The organism is Paenibacillus sp. TSA_86.1 (assembly GCF_052691815.1).
Window position 1 is genome coordinate 199926 of record NZ_JBQZGE010000007.1, and the last position, 19212, is coordinate 219137.

Below are 19212 nucleotides of genomic sequence, written 5' to 3' on the forward strand. Positions count from 1 at the left end.
TCACATATCTATTGTGAAGAGGATGGAAGAAACGATAAACTGGACAAATAGCACCTTAATTTACCAATGTTAAATTCATGGGTTCAATCTTAAGGAGGTTTATTATGATTCAGTTTCCGAAACCGGATGTAGAGCAGTATTTCCAGACGTATCGTATTTCACATTTTGCCGTATCAGCGGATGAGAAGCGGCTGTATATGGACAGCAACCTGAATGGACAGCCCAATATTTGGGCGATGGACTTGCCTGGCGGTTATCCGTATCCGTTGACGTATTTGAACCAAAGCAGTCAATTTATCAAAGCCGATCCGCAGGGTCGTCATCTGCTTACCGCTTTTGATCAGGATGGTAACGAGAATTATCATCTCTATGCGTTGCCGCCGGAAGGAGGGGTTCCGCTTCCTGTTGTGCCAGCAGAGCCGAGTGACCGCTGTTATTATGCTCATTTATCGGAGGATGGAAAACGTTTGTACTACAACACCAGTTCGGGCAATCCGAATTATATGAATTCACGCCGGCGTGACCTGGAGACTGGAGAAGACGAGCTGTTGTATCAAGGGAAAGAGGTAACCAGCAGTCTGATCGCGGTGAGTCCGAACGAAAAAGCCTATGTTATCTCGAAAATGTACTCCAATACGTATCAGACAGCCCATCTGCACCGGAACGGAGAATCTCATGCCATAGTACCGGTTACGGAGCGGCAGAGTCAGGTGCCATTTGTTCTGTTTGCGGGGAATGACCGTTTGCTGCTGATTACCAATGATAATTCGGCGTATTCCTATGTGGCAGAGTACGTCATCGATACAGGAGAGTTTCGTGCGCTATGCCACATTGAAGGTGAGGATGTAGAAGAAATCCGCTGGCATGAAGCCTCTGAAACGTTATATATCTGGACCCTGACCGGGCCGGAGAATCACATGTATGTACTGGAAAAGGGTGCAAAAGAACCTCGCCGATTAGACATGCCTCTGGATACGATTGAACAGGTGAACGTGACCAAAGCGGGTAACGTGTACATTCTTGGACGCGGCGCTGTACAGCCCCATAACATCTATCGCCTTCTTGCGGGTAGTGAGTCTTGGGAGCCGTTAACAGCCAATCGGGTAACCGGTCTGAACCCGGATGATCTCGTATATCCAGATGTAGTACGCTACAATTCTAATGACGGACTGGAGATTGAAGCGCTGTTATTCAAAGCCAAGCCAGAGCAGGCCAACGGTTACAGCGTATTCTGGCCACATGGCGGGCCGCAGGCATCGGAAGCCAAGTTTTTCCGTCCCATGTTCCAGCTTTTGCTCGCGCAAGGGTACAATATCTTTGCTCCGAACTTCCGGGGCAGCACGGGATATGGTGCGGAATTCGTGAAAATGGTTGAGCGGGATTGGGGCGAAGGGCCGAGATTGGACTGTGTTGCAGGTATTGGGTGGTTATTTAATCAGGGAATTAGCTCGCCAGAGCGACTGTTTGTCGTAGGTGGGAGTTACGGAGGTTATATGACTCTGCTGCTTGCCGGTCGTCATCCGGAGCTGTTCCGTGCAGCAGTCGACATCTTTGGTCCATGTAATCTGTTTACCTTCCTGGAATCCGTACCGGAGGACTGGAAACCGATGATGGATAACTGGCTGGGTGATCCGGTGCGTGACCGTGAGCGCTTAACCAAAGATTCTCCAATCACCTATCTGGATCAGATGGTGAACCCGATGCTGGTCATTCAGGGAGCCAATGATCCAAGGGTGGTCAAGGCTGAATCCGACCAGATCGTAGCCGCACTGCAGGAAAAGGGTGTAGACGTGGAGTACATCGTATTGGATGATGAGGGCCACGGTTTCTCCAGAAAAACAAATGAAATTTTAGTTTACCGCAAAATGGTCGAGTTTCTGCAGAAACATCAGGAGACCCCTGTCGCACAGGTGTAATTCCAATAATGGGATCTCTATATAGCTCAGTGGATCATTCGTATGAGGATGACTAGAGGTAGTTCATACAGACATGGAGTCTACTATAGGGTAACAAAAGATAGCCAGTGATCCTTAGGATCACTGGCTATTATCGCTTCGAGTTGTCACATCAGGCTCTCGCTACTATTGATCCAGATCATCTGAACGTCACGGATTCCTTTAGCACCTGCAAGCCGCATGCTTGTCGTATGATCAGAACGTTCAGTCCAGTAAAGAGAGCACGCTCTCGATATATTCCTCAGCCCATGGTGCAAAAGGCAGATCGGCTTCCCAAGTCACCTGCCCGGTGGCTTTCGCTTCACCCCACCACAGAATACGCTGATACAACAGATGAATAAGAAGGCGCGAACGAAAATGTTCACATTTTTCCACATCGTCCACACAGACCTTTTCCCGGTAATGGCAAAGAAATCTCGTAGCCAGATCAGGCCGATCTTCCCGAAGGTATCTTCCAGTCATTTTAGTCAGATCAGCTGTGCCATCACCGAAGTAAGCGGTCGTAAAATCAAACATTCCACTGATTTTCCACGGTGATGCTGGCGAATCTCCTTTTTGGACAAGAAAATTCTCAACCTTGAAATCTCCCATGACAAATTCATGAACCGTCGATACTAAAAAGGCAGCTTCGGACTGCTTCAATTGCTCATCAACCCAGCGTACATCATCGTCAGTAATCACGGAGTACTTCTCCGCATCGTGTAACCAGTGGCGGATGCTTCCGTATAGCCAGTCCAGATATGAGCCGGCAAAAGGCATGATTTTATCTGCTACGGGATCGTATTCTCCGGCATCTGGAACTTTCCAGTGATGCAGTTCGGCTAACGTTTCAGCCAGTACATCAGCAATTTCTTCGTGATCTTGTGAAGTCAGAGTCGTTTGAAAAACAGGATCATATAAGTGGTTCCCAGGCAGCTTCGGCATGATTACATAACTCCATCCCAATAGCTGTGCGTCCTCCTGAATCCGATAGGGGACAGGTACAGGGATGGTTGTGCGCGTCGCCAGTTGTTCTACGAAAAACTGCTCTTCCTGAAACTGTCCGTTGTATAACGGATTGCCCTTCAGAATATACTCACCTTGCGTAGTTCGAATAAACAAGGTCTGCCCCATCACGCCTTCAGCTGTCCTCTCGAACTGGACTAACACTCCGAGATTGAAGTAATCCAGTGCCTTCTGCAGATTATGTTCCGTGACATGACCGAGACTATTGGAAGCAAAATAAATGCGAGTTGTCATAAAAGGGCTCCTTATCTTCTATTTAGTCCAATTCCGCTCTTGAAAAAAGGTCAAGAATAAGATCACGTTGCTCACAGGCCTGCTTGAATCCGAGAATAAAGGATATGAGAGCGTCTTTGTCATCTGTATAAGCACAGAATATATCGGCTTCCGGATCGAAACGAATAACCGAAGTTAGGTGTGGCATCTTTTCTTCAAGAAAGACAGATGCAAGGGAGGCCCAATCGTATCCGCCGCCTTCGAAACCTTCATCTGCACGTGAGTCAAAGACGTCTTGAAGATATGTACCTGCATTCAGAATCACTGAATATGAATCGTTCCCTGCATCAATGAACCTAAAAGGAGCAATGGCCTCTTGAGAGAATGTTGTCACGCTTTGGCTCTCTGTGAATACAGCAGTAATTGCTTGTTCTTCATCAAGCGTGTCAGAGTCTTCCTCGTCAAGCAAATCAAAATCCTCTTCATCCAGCAAACCCCGAATGAAAACTTCGAAATTCGGTGCCAGATAGGTAATTTCATAATCGCTCTCCTGATCCACATGAACGACGCAAGGTTCGCCGTCCGGTCCGCAGAAACGATAGTCTAGCATGACGACATCATGACCGGCAGACGGGCAATCACAGATGACAACCCCGAGGTCAGGGTATCCCCAATCTTCAATCATGAAGCGACTACCGAACTCCCCACCAAGGGAATACATCTTATCCCGTCCAATACCCAAGATGCTTGAAATGGCGATATGATTCTCTGCCCAACTTGTACCTTCTTGGGTCGGAAACGTTGTGCGCGCAGGAAAACCGCCATTTTGCGTTTTCATTAGCTGAATATAGGAAGCTGGCAGTTTGTAGCCAAGTTCCTGTTCAATGGATTGAATTAATTCCTCGTCAAAAGGAGCAGACACATGGTTATCTCGCGCATAATCGCTATACCGCCAGAATGTTGCAGGATCGTATGTGCCTGAAGCAACCTGAAGCTGGTTTAGTGTTCCGCTTTGCTCCCACTCTGCCTGCTCCGTCTCCCAGCGAATGCGATCCTGATCCATTTTAGCTGCTTTGGGGCGAATCCAGTCCAGATATTCCAGGGTAGACTCATCATCGGGCTCAAGTCGATTCGCTTCTTCAAAAGCTGCCTGTGCCAGCTTGTATTCAGCGACGTAACAGTAGGCATAACCTAACCGGAAGTGCCATAACGGGTCTAGTTGGCCTTGTTCCTTAACGTCGTGTAATAGTTTAATGGCTGTGCGATACTCTTCCAAATTGTTATATGCTCTTGCAAGCTGTCCGATCGTTTCGGCATCCTGCTCGGATTCGGGTAATGCCTCAATACGTTTAACGATGAGTGCATAGTCTTCCTGTTCATGCCAAGCATTAATCTGTTCCAGCAACTCTCTATCCATGATTAGACCTCATTTCATCGTGAAAGAATAGGAAACTCTACCCACTATTTTACAAGGTTTAGAGACAAAAAAACACTCCCGCCAGCTGGCAGCCGTGAAGCTTTTCCAGCAGGGAGAGTGTGTAATATTAGGTCGTTATTCTACAGATCGTCAAATCCGTTATCGTCGCCGACTTTGCCGTAGTTACGGGATTTGGCTTCGAAGAAGTCCGTTTTTGTTGCGTTCAGCGCTTCGTCGGAGAATGGTTTGATCCAAGGCATGCAGTTCACATCAACGCCTTCATACGCTTTTTCCATACCCATGAGACGCAGGCGTTTGTTCGCTGTGTATTTAATGTAGTCTGCCAGCTCGTTCAGGTCGATGCCACGAACGTTGCTGAGTGTGTAATGTGCCCAGTTGGTTTCAAGCTCAACTGCACGGTCAATCGTTTTGTACACGTAGTCCATGTTTTCCGGTGTGTTCAGTTCTGGGAAGTCTACCAGCAACTGTTTGAATACTTCTGCGAAGAAGTAGCAGTGTTGGTTTTCATCCCGCTGGATATACGAGATCATCTGGCTGGTTGCCATCATTTTCTGGTCACGAGCCAGGTTGTAGAAGAACGCAAACGTACTATAGAAGAAAATACCTTCGAGAATCAAGTCAGCAACCATCGCTTGGAAGAACGTCTGTGGAGATGGATTGTCCCGGAAGGTTTGGTAGATATCCGCGATGAAACGGTTGCGGTCCAGCAACACTGGATCATGTTTCCAATATTCAAAAATCTCTTTTTGCTCCTGATCGGATACGATGGAAGACAGTACATAGGAGTAGGATTGGTTATGCACGACTTCCTGTTGTCCAATAATGGCAGAGATCGCTTCAAGGGAAGAATCCGTAAAGTAACGTTTCACGTCACCAACAAACATCGTTTGCATGGAATCCAGTACAGCCAGCAGGGAGATGTTAATTTTAAACGTACGTTTCTCTTCTTCGTCCAGTTGTGCAAACTGGGAAGCATCTTTGGACATTGGAATCTCGTCAGCGATCCAGTGGTTGAGCAGTAATACTTTGTACAATTTGTACATATGAGGCATACGAATGTCGTTCCAGTTCAGGATACCCGAGCATTCACCTTCAATTATACGGGTTGATTGGTTAGGCGCTTCGGTATTAAAAATTTTCTGTACTTGCATCGTCCGTTCACTCCTTGAATGAATTTAAACTTTGAAATTGCGGTGGCAGAACAAGCTTGCACTGTTGTGGCATATATTGAACATCTTGCGATGCTATGGTCAGGTTTTGGGCAAAAAAGAACCAGGGCAGCGCTATTTTGCATTCAAAACAGGATGCCCCGGTGGTCATCATAGTCAGCGTGACAGGATGGAGGTGTCCATATCCTTCACGATGGTACATTTCTTATGTGAATCAGCTTGCGCAGGAATCACATTCCTCAATCGTTAATGCACGGCTTCGAACATAATAGGTCGATTTCATGCCGGCTCTCCAAGCGTGAAGATGAAGTTCCAGGAACTCCGTCGCTTTGATATCCGGACGAACATACAGGTTGAAGCTTTGACCCTGGTCAACGTGACGCTGACGGGCAGCCGCCATGTTGATGGAAGCATGCTGATCTACCATAAATGCCGTTTTGTAGTACCAGATCGTTTTTTCGGATAGATCCGGTGCCGGGTTGGCGATTTTGTATGTTGTTTTCTCTTCATAGGACAACAGCTCATAAAGTGGATCAATACTTGCTGTTGAACCCGCGATGATGGATGTGGAACCGTTTGGTGCGATAGCAAACATCCAGGCGTTACGTACGCCGTTTTGTTTGACTTGTGACTGCAGTTCTTTCCATTGCTCTGTGGTTACAAATTCGCCTACGCGCTCACCCGTTGTGTACTCGCGTTGATCGAAGTAATGGCCACTTTCCCAGTCGGAGCCTTTGAACTTCGGATAATGTCCTTTTTCCTTAGAAAGTTCCATGCTGGCTTGAACGAGCAGATAGTTAATTTTTTCATACAAATTATCATTATATGTGACAGCTTCCTCGGACTCCCAACGAATGCCTTCAAGAGCAAGCAGGTGATGCAGTCCGAAGGTTCCCAGGCCGACAGCGCGGTACTGACTGTTCGTGTATTGGGCTTGTAACACTTCAATATTATTGATGTCGATCACGTTATCCAGCATCCGAACCTGAATCGGAATCAAGCGCTCCAGTACGTTATGAGGTACTGCACGAGCCAAGTGGATCGAGTTCAGGTTGCAGACCACGAAGTCACCTGGCACTTTGGAGATCACGATGCGTGTTTGCCCATCCTTGGTCACCAGTTCTTCTTTTTCCACCACGGTAGCGGATTGGTTCTGCATGATTTCAGTACACAGGTTGGATGAGTACACCATGCCATGTGCGCGGTTAGGATTCGAACGGTTAACTGTATCACGGTAGAACATGTACGGCGTACCTGTTTCGAGTTGTGATTTCATGACACGTTTCATGATGTCGATCGCTTGTACCGTAATTCGGGACAACAGCGGATGATTCACAGCTTCTTCGTACTTCTCGCGGAATGCACCTTGGCCGATGGACTCATCGTAGAAATCTTCCAGTCCAAGTGCACGGCCGTTTTCATCTTTCCAGCCCATTACTTTTTTCGTTTCGTGTGGGCAGAACAGACTCCATTCACCACGGCTTGCAACACGCTCCATGAACAAGTCAGGCAGGCAGATACCATGGAAGACGTCATGCGCACGCATCCGCTCATCACCGTTGTTCAGCTTCAGATCAAGGAAGGCCAGGATGTCTTTGTGGAAAACGTCCAGGTAAACTGCAATCGCACCTTTACGCGTTCCGAGCTGATCCACGCTTACCGCTGTGTTGTTCAACTGGCGAATCCAAGGGATGACGCCTGAGCTTGTATTTTTGTGACCACGGATGTCTGAACCACGCGCTCTGACTTTACCGAGGTACACGCCGATGCCGCCGCCCATTTTGCTCAGACGAGCTACGTCCGTGTTGGAATCAAAGATCCCTTCCAGAGAGTCATCTACAGTGTCGATGAAGCAGCTGGAGAGTTGTCCCGCTACTTTCTTCCCTGCGTTGGACATTGTCGGCGTAGCTGCCGTCATGTACATGTTGCTCATCGCCCAGTAAGCTTCTTTCACCAGATCCATACGTTTGTCAGCAGGCTCCTGGTGCATCAGGTACATGGCAATGACCATGTAACGCTCCTGTGGCAATTCCATGACTTTTCCATCAAAATCATTGGCGAGGTAACGTTCTGCCAGCGTGAGCAAGCCGATGTAATCAAAGAGCAGATCGTTGCGGTAGTCAATGCATTCCGCAAGCTCGTCAATCTGTTCCTTGGTGTAACATTCCAGCAACTCTTCGCGATAGATCCCTTTTTTGACAAGGTCAACGATCAGCGGGTGGAATGCGCCGTAAGGCTCGTCCGGGTAGGACTTGTATCGGCGGTTCGTTGCCGCTTTTTTATAAAGGGAAGTAAGCAGGGATCTCGCTGCTGCAAATTTCCAGTTCGGCTCCTCTTTGGTTACCAGTTCCAGCGCGCTCATCATAAAAGCGTTACTGATCTCATCTCCCGTGACTTCGTCACGACGAAGCTTGCTGGTTACTCCGCGTACCAGACGTTCCTTGTCGAGCATGTCCAGCCCATCCAGGATACGGTCGGCATATACCGAGATACGCATCTCGTCAAAGGCAAGCTGGCGATTGTTCGGCTTGGTCACAACTTGTGGCATGAATATTCCTCGCTTTCACATGTTAAAAAGATAAATAATTAAAACAATTCTTTGTAAATAAGAATTGGATGTCTACAACGGTGAGTAAAATACGGATCGTGCGGACTACTGTGGTGGTATTCGGGTACGTTTTGGATGAAATCATACGACAAGGGGTGAACAGAACATGCCCATACAAAAAGCATTCCCCTTGCCTTTCGGCTGAAAATGCCCATTCATGTTCCGGCTTCTGACTGTTTTAACTGTACATGGCTCCGACAGAACAAGTTGCTGTATGTAAGCTTGTGTCCGATCCGTTCGTACCTGTGAGTGAGGATACCGGGCGCAGTCCAAACAGCCCCGTTAACCTCTATGCCAGCCCTGTCTTCGAGAAAGCGATTTACACCTACAGGGACGTGACTTTGGAGGTGATTTCGTCTTGCTTTTCGATAGATTCCAAGTATTGGCTATAAGAAGTGGGGTATCCCGTTTCACTATATTTTGTTGTTGTTATACTAAGATACCCCAACATATAGTGTTTGTAAACAGGGTGGAAACCATAAAACGTAATTCCGAGTATACCATCTAAGCCAAGAATCCGCAAAGGAAAAGGACTGGAAGATTTGAAGATTCTGCGAAAAAAAATTTGCGGGATTTGGAATGACGTCATCACGTCAGTTTGAATTGGAGCACTTTAAACTGGTAAAATAAAATGAGTCAAAACTCGACTAAAACTTGAGTGGCAACGGTGATATCGGTGCCCAGAGGAGGCAGGAGCGAAGTGGCCATTGCAGAAGTAACCGTTATTCCAATTGGAACAGGAACTACCAGTCTGAGCAGCTATGTAGCCGACATGCAAAAAATACTGGAAAGACAGCAAGGCATTACATATCAGTTAACTTCCATGAGCACCATTATTGAAGGCCCGCTGAATGAAGTTTTTACCGCCATCGCGGCTTTGCATGAAGCTCCGTTTCTGTCAGGAGCCCAGCGAGTCTCCACATCTGTGAAAATTGATGACCGGCGTGACAAACCGGATGCCTCCAGCATGCAGAAGTTGCAATCTGTACAAGATAAGTTGATTTCGCTGCACAACAGACCGAATTGAACACGATCACGCAGGAAATGAATGATTGCTCTAAGGCACCTAGGGTAGAGTGAATTCGATTCAAGCTGAGGATTTTAACAAAAAACGGCCTGAGGCCAGTTTTAGGCGGCAAGTCCCAACACGGGGCTTGCCGTTTTTGAGTTTTTTCACATAAGATTGCGTATCGTACGTGGTGGGGCTTCTTTATGACTCACCGACTGGAGGGATCGTGCTACATAGTACGAAAAATAGGCCAGCTTAATTATAATTAAGCTGGCCTATTTTTATCCATTTAGCATCTTAACTATTCAGCAATGATTAAAGAGGCACCAACTAGAGTAGAATTGGTGAATCCGCCGCTAACATTATCGAAGGAGTAGTTAGCAATAGGTACACCAATCACAGTAGCATAGTCTCCGTCAAGCAGGTCTCCCGTCGTGGTAGGGTACACTGCTGTAATATAATTTCCGTACTCATCCGCGAGTAGTAACACTGAAAAAGTTGATCCAAGTGAATTATCTTCTTCAACCTGAAGAACCTGTCCGCGTATTTGAACAAAATTTTCATAATAGTTGGCTAGATTTTTATTGAGATGCCGGGTGGTCACTTCGGATTTAACAAGTCCTTTTACTTTTTTACGAAGCTCAGCAGTATCAGCAGGAAAGAGATCGGTATGTTTTGCCAAGAAATTATAAGATACTTGCTCCAATACGGCTGATTCGGATGTGATAGATGATGTCAGGTCATTAAAGAAATCAGCAGCAGTTGCAGTGGAAGATGCATTTCCAGCGGATGCAGTTTGAGCTGTCTGGGAAAGCGTAGAAGTAATATTCAAGGAATTCAGAATATCACTGACTTCATCCGAACTATAAGTATCTTTGGCATAGGTTAACGTCAAGGTGTAGAGGTCTGTGTTTGTCGGAATCATGTACTGAGCTAGAATAACATTGGTGCCGGAGGAATGAGTATAACTCCCTTCCAGTACGCCAGCGTTAATTTCTTTATAAGGCTTGATACTAAAATTGGTCTTTTTGTAATCGGATATGCCGATAGATGCGCCATTCTGTACATAATAGTCTGCAGTATTATTAGCAAACTCCTCAGGGTTAACGGAACCTGAAGTGTTGGCTTCAATTGTTAGATTAATGTTATCTGCAAATTTCATTCCAGTGGACTGATCTGAGAACGCGGCCTTAACTGCTGCGTTCAACTGACTTGTATCTACGCTTTTCCACGACTCAGGATATGAAAACGAAAATCCTTCCCCGTTATATGTAGTATATTTAGTTTCTTTAGCTTCAGCTTTGACCGTTTCAGTAGCATTGGTTGCTTCTGATGTTGGGTTATCAGCTTTTTTAGCTGTTTCCGAATTGCCGCAAGCGCTAAGCAATACAGTTATTGCAAGAATCATAACGAGTTTCTTCATCTTTCTAATCCCCTAATGTGCTTCCCATCGGTTGGGTTTTTTTCTCAGGTCATCAGGTGAATTGCTACACTCTACATCTGTACGATCATACTTCTTTCAGGTAAAAGTTAGACATTTTTTGGTATTACAATTGCTTAAGGCCAGCTAGAGTACTCCTTTCCACATAAATATTAGAACCATAGCTGTTCTGAATAAAGGGATGGTATATATCCCAATATTGAGAACATATAGGTCATAAATCTAATAAATTATAACACTAAGCAGCCATTAAAGGTAAGCAATAGATAAAGAAGTAAGTATTTATAAGTTTAAGTAATACTTTTCATCCTGATTAAGGATGTAGTCTAAACCGGAAATCAGCCCATTTTAGAACTGCGCCCGGTCGGTTGTGTGTCTGGTGCATATAGTGAACTGTACCTCAAATCAAAGGAGGGTTTTACATGAGTGGAGTAGTTGGTGGATACGGCGGTGCATGGACATCGACTGGCGCGATTTTGGTTCTCTTTATCTTGCTGGTGATCATCTCTAAAGCATTCCTGATCTAATAAAAGGTTTGAATTGGTAATCTATATGGAAGGGAGGGGTTAAGATGGGTGAATTAGGAGGCGCAGGATACGGCGGCTGGACTTCAACTGGAGCGATCTTGGTGTTGTTCATTCTGCTCGTTATCATCACTAAATCGTTCTGGGTGTAATGTGACGAGCTCTGCCGGGTAACCGGCAGGGTTTTATGAAGTGGGACAAGCTGGTAAGAACGGGGATAAATCAGTGGTTAAACGCCTATTTTGAGATCTTGAGGGCCATAGCCCGGTCGCCGTATAGGGCAAATACATAGCTTAGAGTGTAGGCAAATGTTAAGGAGGAATGACGATGAGCGAAGTTAAGCCGAACTCACCGAACGGACAGGGGCAAGTTTACGGACAACAACAAGGAGGTCATGAACATATGTACGGATACCAATATCCAGGTCAAGAGATGTACAATTACGGCACAATGCCGTATGGTTACCAACCAAATCAACCACCGATGGTACAGGGAGCTCAACATGGATGTGCACCTGCCTGTGGTGGAGGCGTCTGGAGCTCCATGGGGACTATTCTCGTTTTATTCATTTTGCTGGTGATCATCTCCAAAACCATGTTCATTTAATTCCTCTGTTGAGAGGCCGCAGTCCAGGCGTGGATTGCACAATCGGGCGATCGGAGAGTCTGACTGGATTTATTGAACACGGGTACTTTCTTACTCACAAGATAATCTTTCTTAAAAGGATGACAAGGCGAACCGTTTACGGAATAACTCCGGCAATACGTCGGGGTTATCCTCTTTTTTAGGTAACCTAAAAAAGCCAACTATACTTCTAAGCTTGGTTAGTGACTATTAGTATATAGAACCGCATTTGTACATAACGATTTAAATCTGCAGAATAACAAGCACGAGCCAACGACAAGTAGCAAGCCCAGCATAAGCCACGCGAAAGGAACAGTAGCTCATATTTACGAGCGGTTTGCAGGATAGGGATTCCAGAAGACATTTATCACTGGTGGCGATGTTACTTGGCTATGGCATACGTTTTTAGAAGAGAAAGTAACACTCAGCTCGCCGCGCATATTTAACGATCCTGAGAAAGCTTATTTCATGTATTTTAAAGGTGTTGAAATTCTAACGATCAGCAGGAACGCTATTTCTCAATTTCTTCTGGAAATACAGGTGATTACAGCGAAAAAACAGTAAATAAGGCTTCTGGTGATCGTTAGAAATCGTACCGAGCAATAATCGGCAAAATAAGGTCTCTGGTGATCGTTAGGTTTTGGAGAAGGTTGGAGGACGGTTTTCTCGGATGGGGATGCTGTGCTGTCTGTTCAATTCGCGAGGAATTGTATTGATACGTAAAGGTGAGTAGGGGATATAACTGCATAAAAAGGGAACTTGGATACAAAAACGGCTTAGGGAGGGGGTAAAGAAAACAAATTGGATATAGAAAAGCACCCGGAACCCAATTCCGGGTGCTTGATGTATGTTTTCAATCTTCTCAAGAATAAGTGATATCCAAAACAACAAAAGCCCTACCTCTCTTTTGTCCTTGCGGCTCCGATGACCGCGCCAGTGTGAAATGGGAACATCTTGTAAACCCTGTCTACCGGGTTATTGTAATTCAGGTTCGTCAATCTCCATAGGTTCGTTGAGCTTATTCGCTGCGGTCGCAGCATGAAGAAAATATTCCGGGGTTAATATAGAAGACGGAAAATCATATGAGGTTGTTAATACAACTTTTATATCATACCACAGTCTGTAATTTATTGCAATAAAAAGGAAGGTTAGTCCATGAAAGAGGCAATTCGAGTAATAATTTAAAAAGCATGTTGCGTTCTTTAAAAGCAAGTCTGCACTTTAAAAAAAGACACAAACGAATTGCAGGCTTAAGTTTGCAATTCGTTTGTGTCTTTAGTGTTCTGCTAAGTGAATAATCGTGAGTGAGGCTCATATTTTGTTAAGCATATTTATGAAAATAATGAAGAAATATTGGAAAAATGATCAGAAAGAATGATGGTAACAACTTTTTTTGAAAAATGCTCGAAAGAAATAAAAAAAGTGTTCGGAAGAAATAAATAAAAAAAATGTTCGTAGGGGTAATCCTCTTCAAACGTTTCTGCGTAGGTTATAATATGAGGGAAGATACAGAAAGGGGCCCTCGGATGACTGAATCAGTAGAGGACAGCAGCTTAATGCAGCGGATTGCAGAACGTGACGCTTCTGCACTTGAACTGCTATATGACCGTTATGAACGGGCCGTTTATTCTTTTGCCTACCGAATTGTTAGTGATTCGATGACGGCGGAGGAGACCGTGCAGGAACTTTTCCTGCGAATCTGGAACAATGCGGAACGATTTGATGCCTCACAGGGGAAGCTGACCACATGGATGTTTGCGATTACGCGTAACATCGCAGTGGACATGCTGAGGCGGAGATCGAAGGGAGCAGCAGCCACTTCAGTTGAGCATGAGACACTGGCGGCGTATGCTGACGAATATACAAATACAGAAGAAGAGGTTCAGCGTAAATGGGAGGGCGCGCGCATCAAAGAGGCGTTGTCCCATTTGAACGGGGACCAGAAGCAAGTGATAGAATCGATATATTATGCAGGGTTAACGCAACAAGAGGTATCCAGCCGATTCGGGATTCCGCTGGGTACGGTGAAGAGCCGTGTCAGGCTTGCGATGCGGCAGCTCCAGAAGCTGCTGGCTGATGCTGAATTGCATCCGGACGCGGGAAGGGGGGCATACATCCATGATAGAACGACATGAGGAGTGGTCTGATCTGGCACCGATGTATGTGCTGGGCGGACTGGAAGCAGAGGAAGTGGCGGCATTCGAAGCACATATGTCAAATTGTGAAGCATGTCGTCAGGAGGTAAGGGAATTGCAGGAAGTAACGGGCTTCCTGCCACTGGCGGCGGAACCTGTAGCACCGCCGCAAGGCATGCGAGCACGTGTGCTGGGCAACGTGCTCGGCCAGGCGCAGGAGAGAACCGGCGTGGCGCCGGCGGTTGCTCCTGCGCAGCAGCCTGAAGCACCCGCATCCGCGGTGCTTCAGGAAGACCTTGCGCCGCAGCACGAACGTGCGGCGCAGCCCGGGCCTGGCCTGCCGCCAGCGGCGGTGCCTGCGGCCCGGGCCAAGGAGGCTGCCCATGCACAGCTGGGGCAGCCACAAGAGCGCGCGCGTGCGCGCGGTGGCCGCGCTTGGCGCGCAGCCAGTGCGGGCCTCGCGGCAGCGGCGCTGGTGCTCGGCGTGTACACAGCGCAGCTGCAGGGCCGCATCGACTCGCTGACGCAGCAAGCCGAAGGCGCGTCGGCCGCGCAGGAGCAGCTGGCCCAGGCGCAAGCGCAGAATGCACAGCTGCAAGAGCAGCTCGCCTCAGCTATGGCGCCAGCGCAAGGCATGAAAACGGGCGAGGCCGTCAAGCTGAGCCCGGCTACGCAGGATATTGTTGCACAGGGTCTTGCGACCATCGTGATCGACAGCAAAGGAACACATCTCGTGGTACAGGCCGAGAAGTTGCCTGCACTGGAAGGTAACCAGGCATTTCAGGTTTGGCTGATTAAGGGGGATACCCCTAAGAATGCCGGGACTTTCCTGAGTCAGGACGGTACCGGAGCAGTCTACTATACGCTGGATTCCGCGAACGATTATGACACTGTTGCGATTACGCTTGAACCGGATGCCCTGGGAGATCAACCACGTGGCACGATGATTTTGGCAGCGAAAATTAAAACGAGTTAAACATCAGAACGTCAAAAGAAGTCCTGATAAGTATGCAAAACGATAATAAAAGGCTGCTCCCTCGGGAGCAGCCTTTTAATATGCGATTCCCGAAGCAATCCTCGAAACGAATGATCCCCTCAGAGAATATTGCTGCCGGATGAGAGAGAAGTATTTTTCAGAGGGTTTTATTAATATTTTTGGTGGGAATAGCCGATAAACATAGAGGAGAAATCATCCTTATTATCCCTTTTTTATTAGGGCAGAACGGGTTAGACATAGAGAGCGAGGGATTAGATTGGAAGTATATCGTGCCTTTATCTTCCGTCTGCTACGCAATTATCTGATTGGTTCGTTATCAGCCATCTTTGTTGTGGGCACCGTGGTAATGGTTTCAACCTTGCAGATACCCAATATTCAATATGTTCGATTAATTATCATTGTACTCATTTCAATTCTGTTTATGCTGGTTGCAGAGTTGATCACCCTGTGGGCTCAATTGGGCCCAATACGGCAATTTTTCGCTGCGGAGCATCATGAAAAAGCTGAATTAAACCGGATGTATGAGAGGATTCACCGCTTTCCGGGACAGACCATATATCGCATTATTGGACCGCATATGTTGGGTTTTTCTCTGCCTGCTGCTGGACTCACCCTGTGGATGATCTCTACGGGCTGGCTGGAGATTCCCTATGGGTATGTCATTGTTGCGGCTGTGTGCGCGTCCTTGATTGCAATTATGCATGCTCTGATCGAATATTATCTTACGGTGAGGGCAGTAAGGCCGCTACTTCTCGAAGTTCGGCGCAGAGGAAAGGCAATGTATGGCATGGAGCCTTCATTAGGTGGACGCATTCTTGTATCCATACAACGGAAGTTTCAGACCAGTACTGCACTCATCGGTTTATTTCCTTTGTGTTTATTTTTTCTGGCTACCTATATCCGGCTCCAGTATATAGACCCACATTTTGCGAAAGAATATACACTCTGGGGTGTGATTATCGTTATTTTGGGCGCAGGATTCTCCATGGTGGGCAGCTGGCTTTTAATTCGGGATGTTCGTGATCCGGTAGCAGAACTGACACAAGAGATGAACCGGATTCAGGGAGGCGAGTTCGGCAGAAGAACCCCGGATCTGTATGCAGATGAATTTTCGCAATTAATTTCCGGGTTCAATATGATGATTAACCGGCTCGAAATGAGACAGGAGCGCAATCGGCAGTTGCTGCAAAGTTATTTTTCTCTGCTGGCGGCCGCACTGGATGCCCGGGATAAATACACGGCGGGTCACTCCATGCGCGTAGCGGAGTATTCCATTCTCATCGGCAGGCTGAGCGGCATGAACGATGAACAGGCCGACTTGTTGTACAAATCTGCGTTGCTTCATGATATCGGGAAAATTGGTATACCGGACGAGGTATTGCTTAAAGACGGCAAGCTCAGTGACGAGGAATTTGCAATTATTCGCACACATCCTGTGTTAGGCGAGAGCATTTTGCTTCAAATCGAACCTGTGGATGCCATGGCCGACTTTTTGCCTGGGGTGCGATCCCATCATGAGAGGTATGACGGAAAAGGATATCCTGATGGCATGGCAGGAGAGGAGATTCCGCTGTTCGGCCGCATTATTGCGGTAGCGGATGCTTTTGATGCGATGACGTCAGACCGACCGTACCGGAATGGAATGAGCGATGAGAGAGCGCTTATGATTCTGGAGGAAGGGAAGGGAACGCAATGGGACCCCTACTTTGCAGGTTTGTTTATTGACGAATGGAGACGGCAGACACAGTTGGGGAAAAAGCCCGAAGAGGGGGTTAGTTGATCCCCTCGGTCCATTTGGACTCTTTTCTACGACGTCGATAAAGAGCCAATCCGGTAACGATTGTGAAGATACATTCACCGAGAATAATTGCACCTATGGCGTCGTAAATGACATGTTGTTTAATGAGCAGTGTCGATATAATAATCAGGGACGCACCAGCAGCGACGGCCACCTTGATGGATTTTCGGATGTTTGCAACCGACAGAACGGCACGCATCACCAGGTAAGAGTGCAGAGCGTGAATACTGGGAAAACAGTTAAATGGACGATCCTGGCTGTAGAGCCATCCGATGACCCCTGAGCCCAGACCAGAGCCAGTTAATTCCGGCCGCGGAACCATGGTTTGAAAATTGAAGTAAATCAGGTAACAGATCCAAACACAGATGTTCATGGATAACAAGACCCGATAATACATAAGTCGATCCTTGGCACACAGATAGGCCAGCACACCGAATACAAACGGATACCATCCTAAATAAGGAATCGACATCGCGGGTATAAAAGGAATCATCCGGTCAACCGGCGAGTTCAGGACAACATAACCGCGCTCCGGACTGTTCAGAATATCATAGAAGAGTCCCATGACAGCCAGAGATAACATCAGACTTAACGACAGCCAGTAGGATTTGTATTTTAGAAGTTGCACTGCATGAATTCTCCTTTCATCATGCTCTGAGCAAACATGACCGTAGCGATAAATATTAAAAATTGAACAACAATATATTTTACTATGTCTCACACACAAATTGAATCCTCATTTTGTGTATTTTTTGCTTCTTTTTGACCATGTTTCCATGCCGATGTAGGCGTAGCATGATATGATGTAAAGATACGAACAAAATAAGCACTTGGGTTATAACGTCGAACAACAGGAGTGAGTTCATGCAATTTTCGAAAATGTTCGTACTTAATATGGGGATGCTTATTACGATCGCATATCTAGCGAGTGTGTTTTATAAATATATTGTAATACGTACCTCTTCCCGAGTGAAACAGGTCAGTTCAGTGCTTGTGCTTATTTTGGCAGGCTGGATCAGTACGGTGTTTGGATTCCAGCTGAATGATGAAGTCGTTTTTGATCTTCGTTATGTACCTCTAATTGTTGCTGTTCTGTCATACAGACAACCGTATAGTGTCATGATTATAGGTGTGGGGATTGGACTATCGAGGCTCACCTTTGGTATTTCCGATGCGACCGTTGCCGCGGTAATTAACATGTCTCTCCTGGGATTGCTCTGTGCGGGACTCAATATATGGATGCGACGCAGCAGCTACAGACTTATTGTCAAAGGAATCATCGTTACACTGATCGTGAATGTTGTAAATAGTGTGAACATCGCCTTCGTGGGTGTCATTCCTACGGCCTATTTCTTCTCACACATCATGCCTTATACGCTTCCTACCGGAATTGCCCTTAGTCTTATTTTTGCATTTATCTTACGGGATTTTCAGAATGAACAAAATCGGATTCTCTTGATCCAGAGCACGAATCGGCTCTTATCCGTGCAGAAGGAAGAGTTACAGAAAGCTCAGATTGTACTGGAGGAACGTGCCAAACAATTGACGATTGCCTCACAGTACAAGTCCGAATTCTTGGCGAATATGTCTCATGAGTTGCGTACACCGCTCAACAGTGTAATTAACTTTGCCCAGATGATTGGCGAGAATGCCGATACCATGGATCAGGATGAGATTGTGCGTTTTGCAGGCATGATTGATCAATCCGGACAAGAACTCCTCAGGCTAATCAACGATATTCTCGATCTGTCCAAAGTTGAAGCTGGGCGGCTGGATATTGTGCTTGAAGACATCAGCCTGAGTCAGTTGATCGAAGATGCCATGAAGCATTTTGGACTTGTTGCAGACAAGAAAGGAATTGAGCTTGTTCTTCAGAAGCAAAATGGATTGCCAGATACACTTTGGTCTGATCCGCAGCGTGTGCAACAAATTTTGCGAAACTTAATGTCCAATGCCATCAAATTTACTCCAAAAGGCAAGGTTACCCTGAATGTAAGCACTAAACAGACCAAACAGGCAGGCAATGTAAGCCATTGGCTCGTTTTTTCTGTACAGGATACGGGGATCGGCATTCCGAAGGACAAGCATCATTCGATATTTGAAGCTTTTCAGCAGGCAGACGGTTCAATTAGCCGAAAATTTGGAGGAACCGGACTGGGTCTTTCGATCAGCAGAGATTTGGCTAGATTGCTGGGTGGATCAATTAAACTTGAGAGTGCTGCGGGTGAGGGCAGCATCTTCCATCTGTGGCTTCCGCTTAACGTGAAAAAATGAGTTGACAACCTCTGTGCCGTGA

At 46.5% G+C, this 19212-nt stretch carries 15 protein-coding genes; 9 read left to right on the plus strand and 6 right to left on the minus strand.

Features of this window, described 5'->3' with window-relative positions; genetic code table 11:
* The first annotated feature begins 104 nt into the window (after positions 1-104).
* Complete coding sequence (locus tag ACUTVW_RS16200; RefSeq protein WP_445646760.1) at positions 105-1916, plus strand: S9 family peptidase; 1812 nt, start codon at positions 105-107, stop codon at positions 1914-1916.
* Positions 1917-2159: 243 nt separating this feature from the next.
* On the opposite strand, the gene ACUTVW_RS16205 is transcribed toward ACUTVW_RS16200, so the two are convergent.
* The 4 genes from ACUTVW_RS16205 to ACUTVW_RS16220 all read right to left on the minus strand — a co-directional run bounded on the left by ACUTVW_RS16205 (position 2160) and on the right by ACUTVW_RS16220 (position 8328).
* Positions 2160-3194, minus strand: a complete 1035-nt coding sequence (locus ACUTVW_RS16205; protein WP_445646761.1) for a phosphotransferase family protein — start codon at positions 3192-3194, stop codon at positions 2160-2162.
* A gap of 22 nt (positions 3195-3216) precedes the next feature.
* Positions 3217-4590 (minus strand): Imm51 family immunity protein, encoded by a 1374-nt coding sequence (locus tag ACUTVW_RS16210; protein WP_445646762.1) that lies wholly within the window; start codon positions 4588-4590, stop codon positions 3217-3219.
* A 140-nt stretch (positions 4591-4730) separates the two neighbouring features.
* Entirely contained in the window at positions 4731-5762 is a 1032-nt protein-coding gene (locus ACUTVW_RS16215; RefSeq protein WP_445646763.1) for a ribonucleotide-diphosphate reductase subunit beta, read from the minus strand.
* Positions 5763-5994: 232 nt separating this feature from the next.
* Positions 5995-8328 (minus strand): ribonucleoside-diphosphate reductase subunit alpha, encoded by a 2334-nt coding sequence (locus ACUTVW_RS16220; protein ID WP_445646764.1) that lies wholly within the window; start codon positions 8326-8328, stop codon positions 5995-5997.
* A gap of 760 nt (positions 8329-9088) precedes the next feature.
* Here ACUTVW_RS16220 and ACUTVW_RS16225 point away from each other — a divergent pair.
* Positions 9089-9415, plus strand: a complete 327-nt coding sequence (locus ACUTVW_RS16225; protein WP_434748233.1) for an MTH1187 family thiamine-binding protein — start codon at positions 9089-9091, stop codon at positions 9413-9415.
* 283 nt (positions 9416-9698) lie between these two features.
* On the opposite strand, the gene ACUTVW_RS16230 is transcribed toward ACUTVW_RS16225, so the two are convergent.
* Positions 9699-10820, minus strand: a complete 1122-nt coding sequence (locus ACUTVW_RS16230; protein ID WP_445646765.1) for a hypothetical protein — start codon at positions 10818-10820, stop codon at positions 9699-9701.
* 440 nt (positions 10821-11260) lie between these two features.
* On the opposite strand from ACUTVW_RS16230, the gene ACUTVW_RS16235 reads away from it, so the two are divergent.
* From ACUTVW_RS16235 to ACUTVW_RS16260, 6 genes are all read left to right on the plus strand, one after another.
* Entirely contained in the window at positions 11261-11365 is a 105-nt protein-coding gene (locus ACUTVW_RS16235) for a hypothetical protein (protein WP_017690880.1), read from the plus strand.
* Positions 11366-11409: 44 nt separating this feature from the next.
* Positions 11410-11514 carry a YjcZ family sporulation protein gene (locus ACUTVW_RS16240; RefSeq protein ID WP_445646766.1) on the plus strand — a complete coding sequence of 35 codons (105 nt, stop codon included), beginning with the start codon at positions 11410-11412 and terminating at the stop codon, positions 11512-11514.
* A gap of 331 nt (positions 11515-11845) precedes the next feature.
* Positions 11846-11968 (plus strand): sporulation protein YjcZ, encoded by a 123-nt coding sequence (locus tag ACUTVW_RS16245; protein WP_445646796.1) that lies wholly within the window; start codon positions 11846-11848, stop codon positions 11966-11968.
* A 1544-nt stretch (positions 11969-13512) separates the two neighbouring features.
* Positions 13513-14121, plus strand: coding sequence for an RNA polymerase sigma factor (locus tag ACUTVW_RS16250; RefSeq protein ID WP_445646767.1), 609 nt, complete (start codon positions 13513-13515; stop codon positions 14119-14121).
* A complete protein-coding gene (locus ACUTVW_RS16255; RefSeq protein ID WP_445646768.1) occupies positions 14105-15097 on the plus strand; it encodes an anti-sigma factor domain-containing protein in 993 nt (330 codons plus the stop codon). Before ACUTVW_RS16250 ends, ACUTVW_RS16255 begins: the two co-directional genes overlap by 17 nt.
* A 277-nt stretch (positions 15098-15374) precedes the next feature.
* A complete protein-coding gene (locus ACUTVW_RS16260) occupies positions 15375-16898 on the plus strand; it encodes an HD-GYP domain-containing protein (RefSeq protein WP_445646769.1) in 1524 nt (507 codons plus the stop codon).
* Here ACUTVW_RS16260 and ACUTVW_RS16265 read toward each other — a convergent pair.
* Positions 16891-17544 carry a phosphatase PAP2 family protein gene (locus ACUTVW_RS16265; RefSeq protein WP_445646770.1) on the minus strand — a complete coding sequence of 218 codons (654 nt, stop codon included), beginning with the start codon at positions 17542-17544 and terminating at the stop codon, positions 16891-16893. The genes ACUTVW_RS16260 and ACUTVW_RS16265 overlap by 8 nt on opposite strands.
* Before the next feature lie 236 nt (positions 17545-17780).
* On the opposite strand from ACUTVW_RS16265, the gene ACUTVW_RS16270 reads away from it, so the two are divergent.
* Positions 17781-19190, plus strand: a complete 1410-nt coding sequence (locus ACUTVW_RS16270) for a sensor histidine kinase (protein WP_445646771.1) — start codon at positions 17781-17783, stop codon at positions 19188-19190.
* The last annotated feature ends 22 nt before the right edge of the window (positions 19191-19212 follow it).

What these genes read in the sequence shown, in the direction of transcription:
- ACUTVW_RS16270 (WP_445646771.1), top strand. Translation starts at nt 17,781, where the DNA reads ATGCAATTTTCGAAAATGTTCGTACTTAATATGGGGATGCTTATTACG.
- ACUTVW_RS16255 (WP_445646768.1), top strand. Translation starts at nt 14,105, where the DNA reads ATGATAGAACGACATGAGGAGTGGTCTGATCTGGCACCGATGTATGTG.
- ACUTVW_RS16215 (WP_445646763.1), bottom strand. Translation starts at nt 5,762, where the DNA reads ATGCAAGTACAGAAAATTTTTAATACCGAAGCGCCTAACCAATCAACC.
- ACUTVW_RS16235 (WP_017690880.1), top strand. Translation starts at nt 11,261, where the DNA reads ATGAGTGGAGTAGTTGGTGGATACGGCGGTGCATGGACATCGACTGGC.
- ACUTVW_RS16240 (WP_445646766.1), top strand. Translation starts at nt 11,410, where the DNA reads ATGGGTGAATTAGGAGGCGCAGGATACGGCGGCTGGACTTCAACTGGA.
- ACUTVW_RS16205 (WP_445646761.1), bottom strand. Translation starts at nt 3,194, where the DNA reads ATGACAACTCGCATTTATTTTGCTTCCAATAGTCTCGGTCATGTCACG.
- ACUTVW_RS16220 (WP_445646764.1), bottom strand. Translation starts at nt 8,328, where the DNA reads ATGCCACAAGTTGTGACCAAGCCGAACAATCGCCAGCTTGCCTTTGAC.
- ACUTVW_RS16230 (WP_445646765.1), bottom strand. Translation starts at nt 10,820, where the DNA reads ATGAAGAAACTCGTTATGATTCTTGCAATAACTGTATTGCTTAGCGCT.
- ACUTVW_RS16210 (WP_445646762.1), bottom strand. Translation starts at nt 4,590, where the DNA reads ATGGATAGAGAGTTGCTGGAACAGATTAATGCTTGGCATGAACAGGAA.
- ACUTVW_RS16250 (WP_445646767.1), top strand. Translation starts at nt 13,513, where the DNA reads ATGACTGAATCAGTAGAGGACAGCAGCTTAATGCAGCGGATTGCAGAA.
- ACUTVW_RS16245 (WP_445646796.1), top strand. Translation starts at nt 11,846, where the DNA reads ATGGTACAGGGAGCTCAACATGGATGTGCACCTGCCTGTGGTGGAGGC.
- ACUTVW_RS16200 (WP_445646760.1), top strand. Translation starts at nt 105, where the DNA reads ATGATTCAGTTTCCGAAACCGGATGTAGAGCAGTATTTCCAGACGTAT.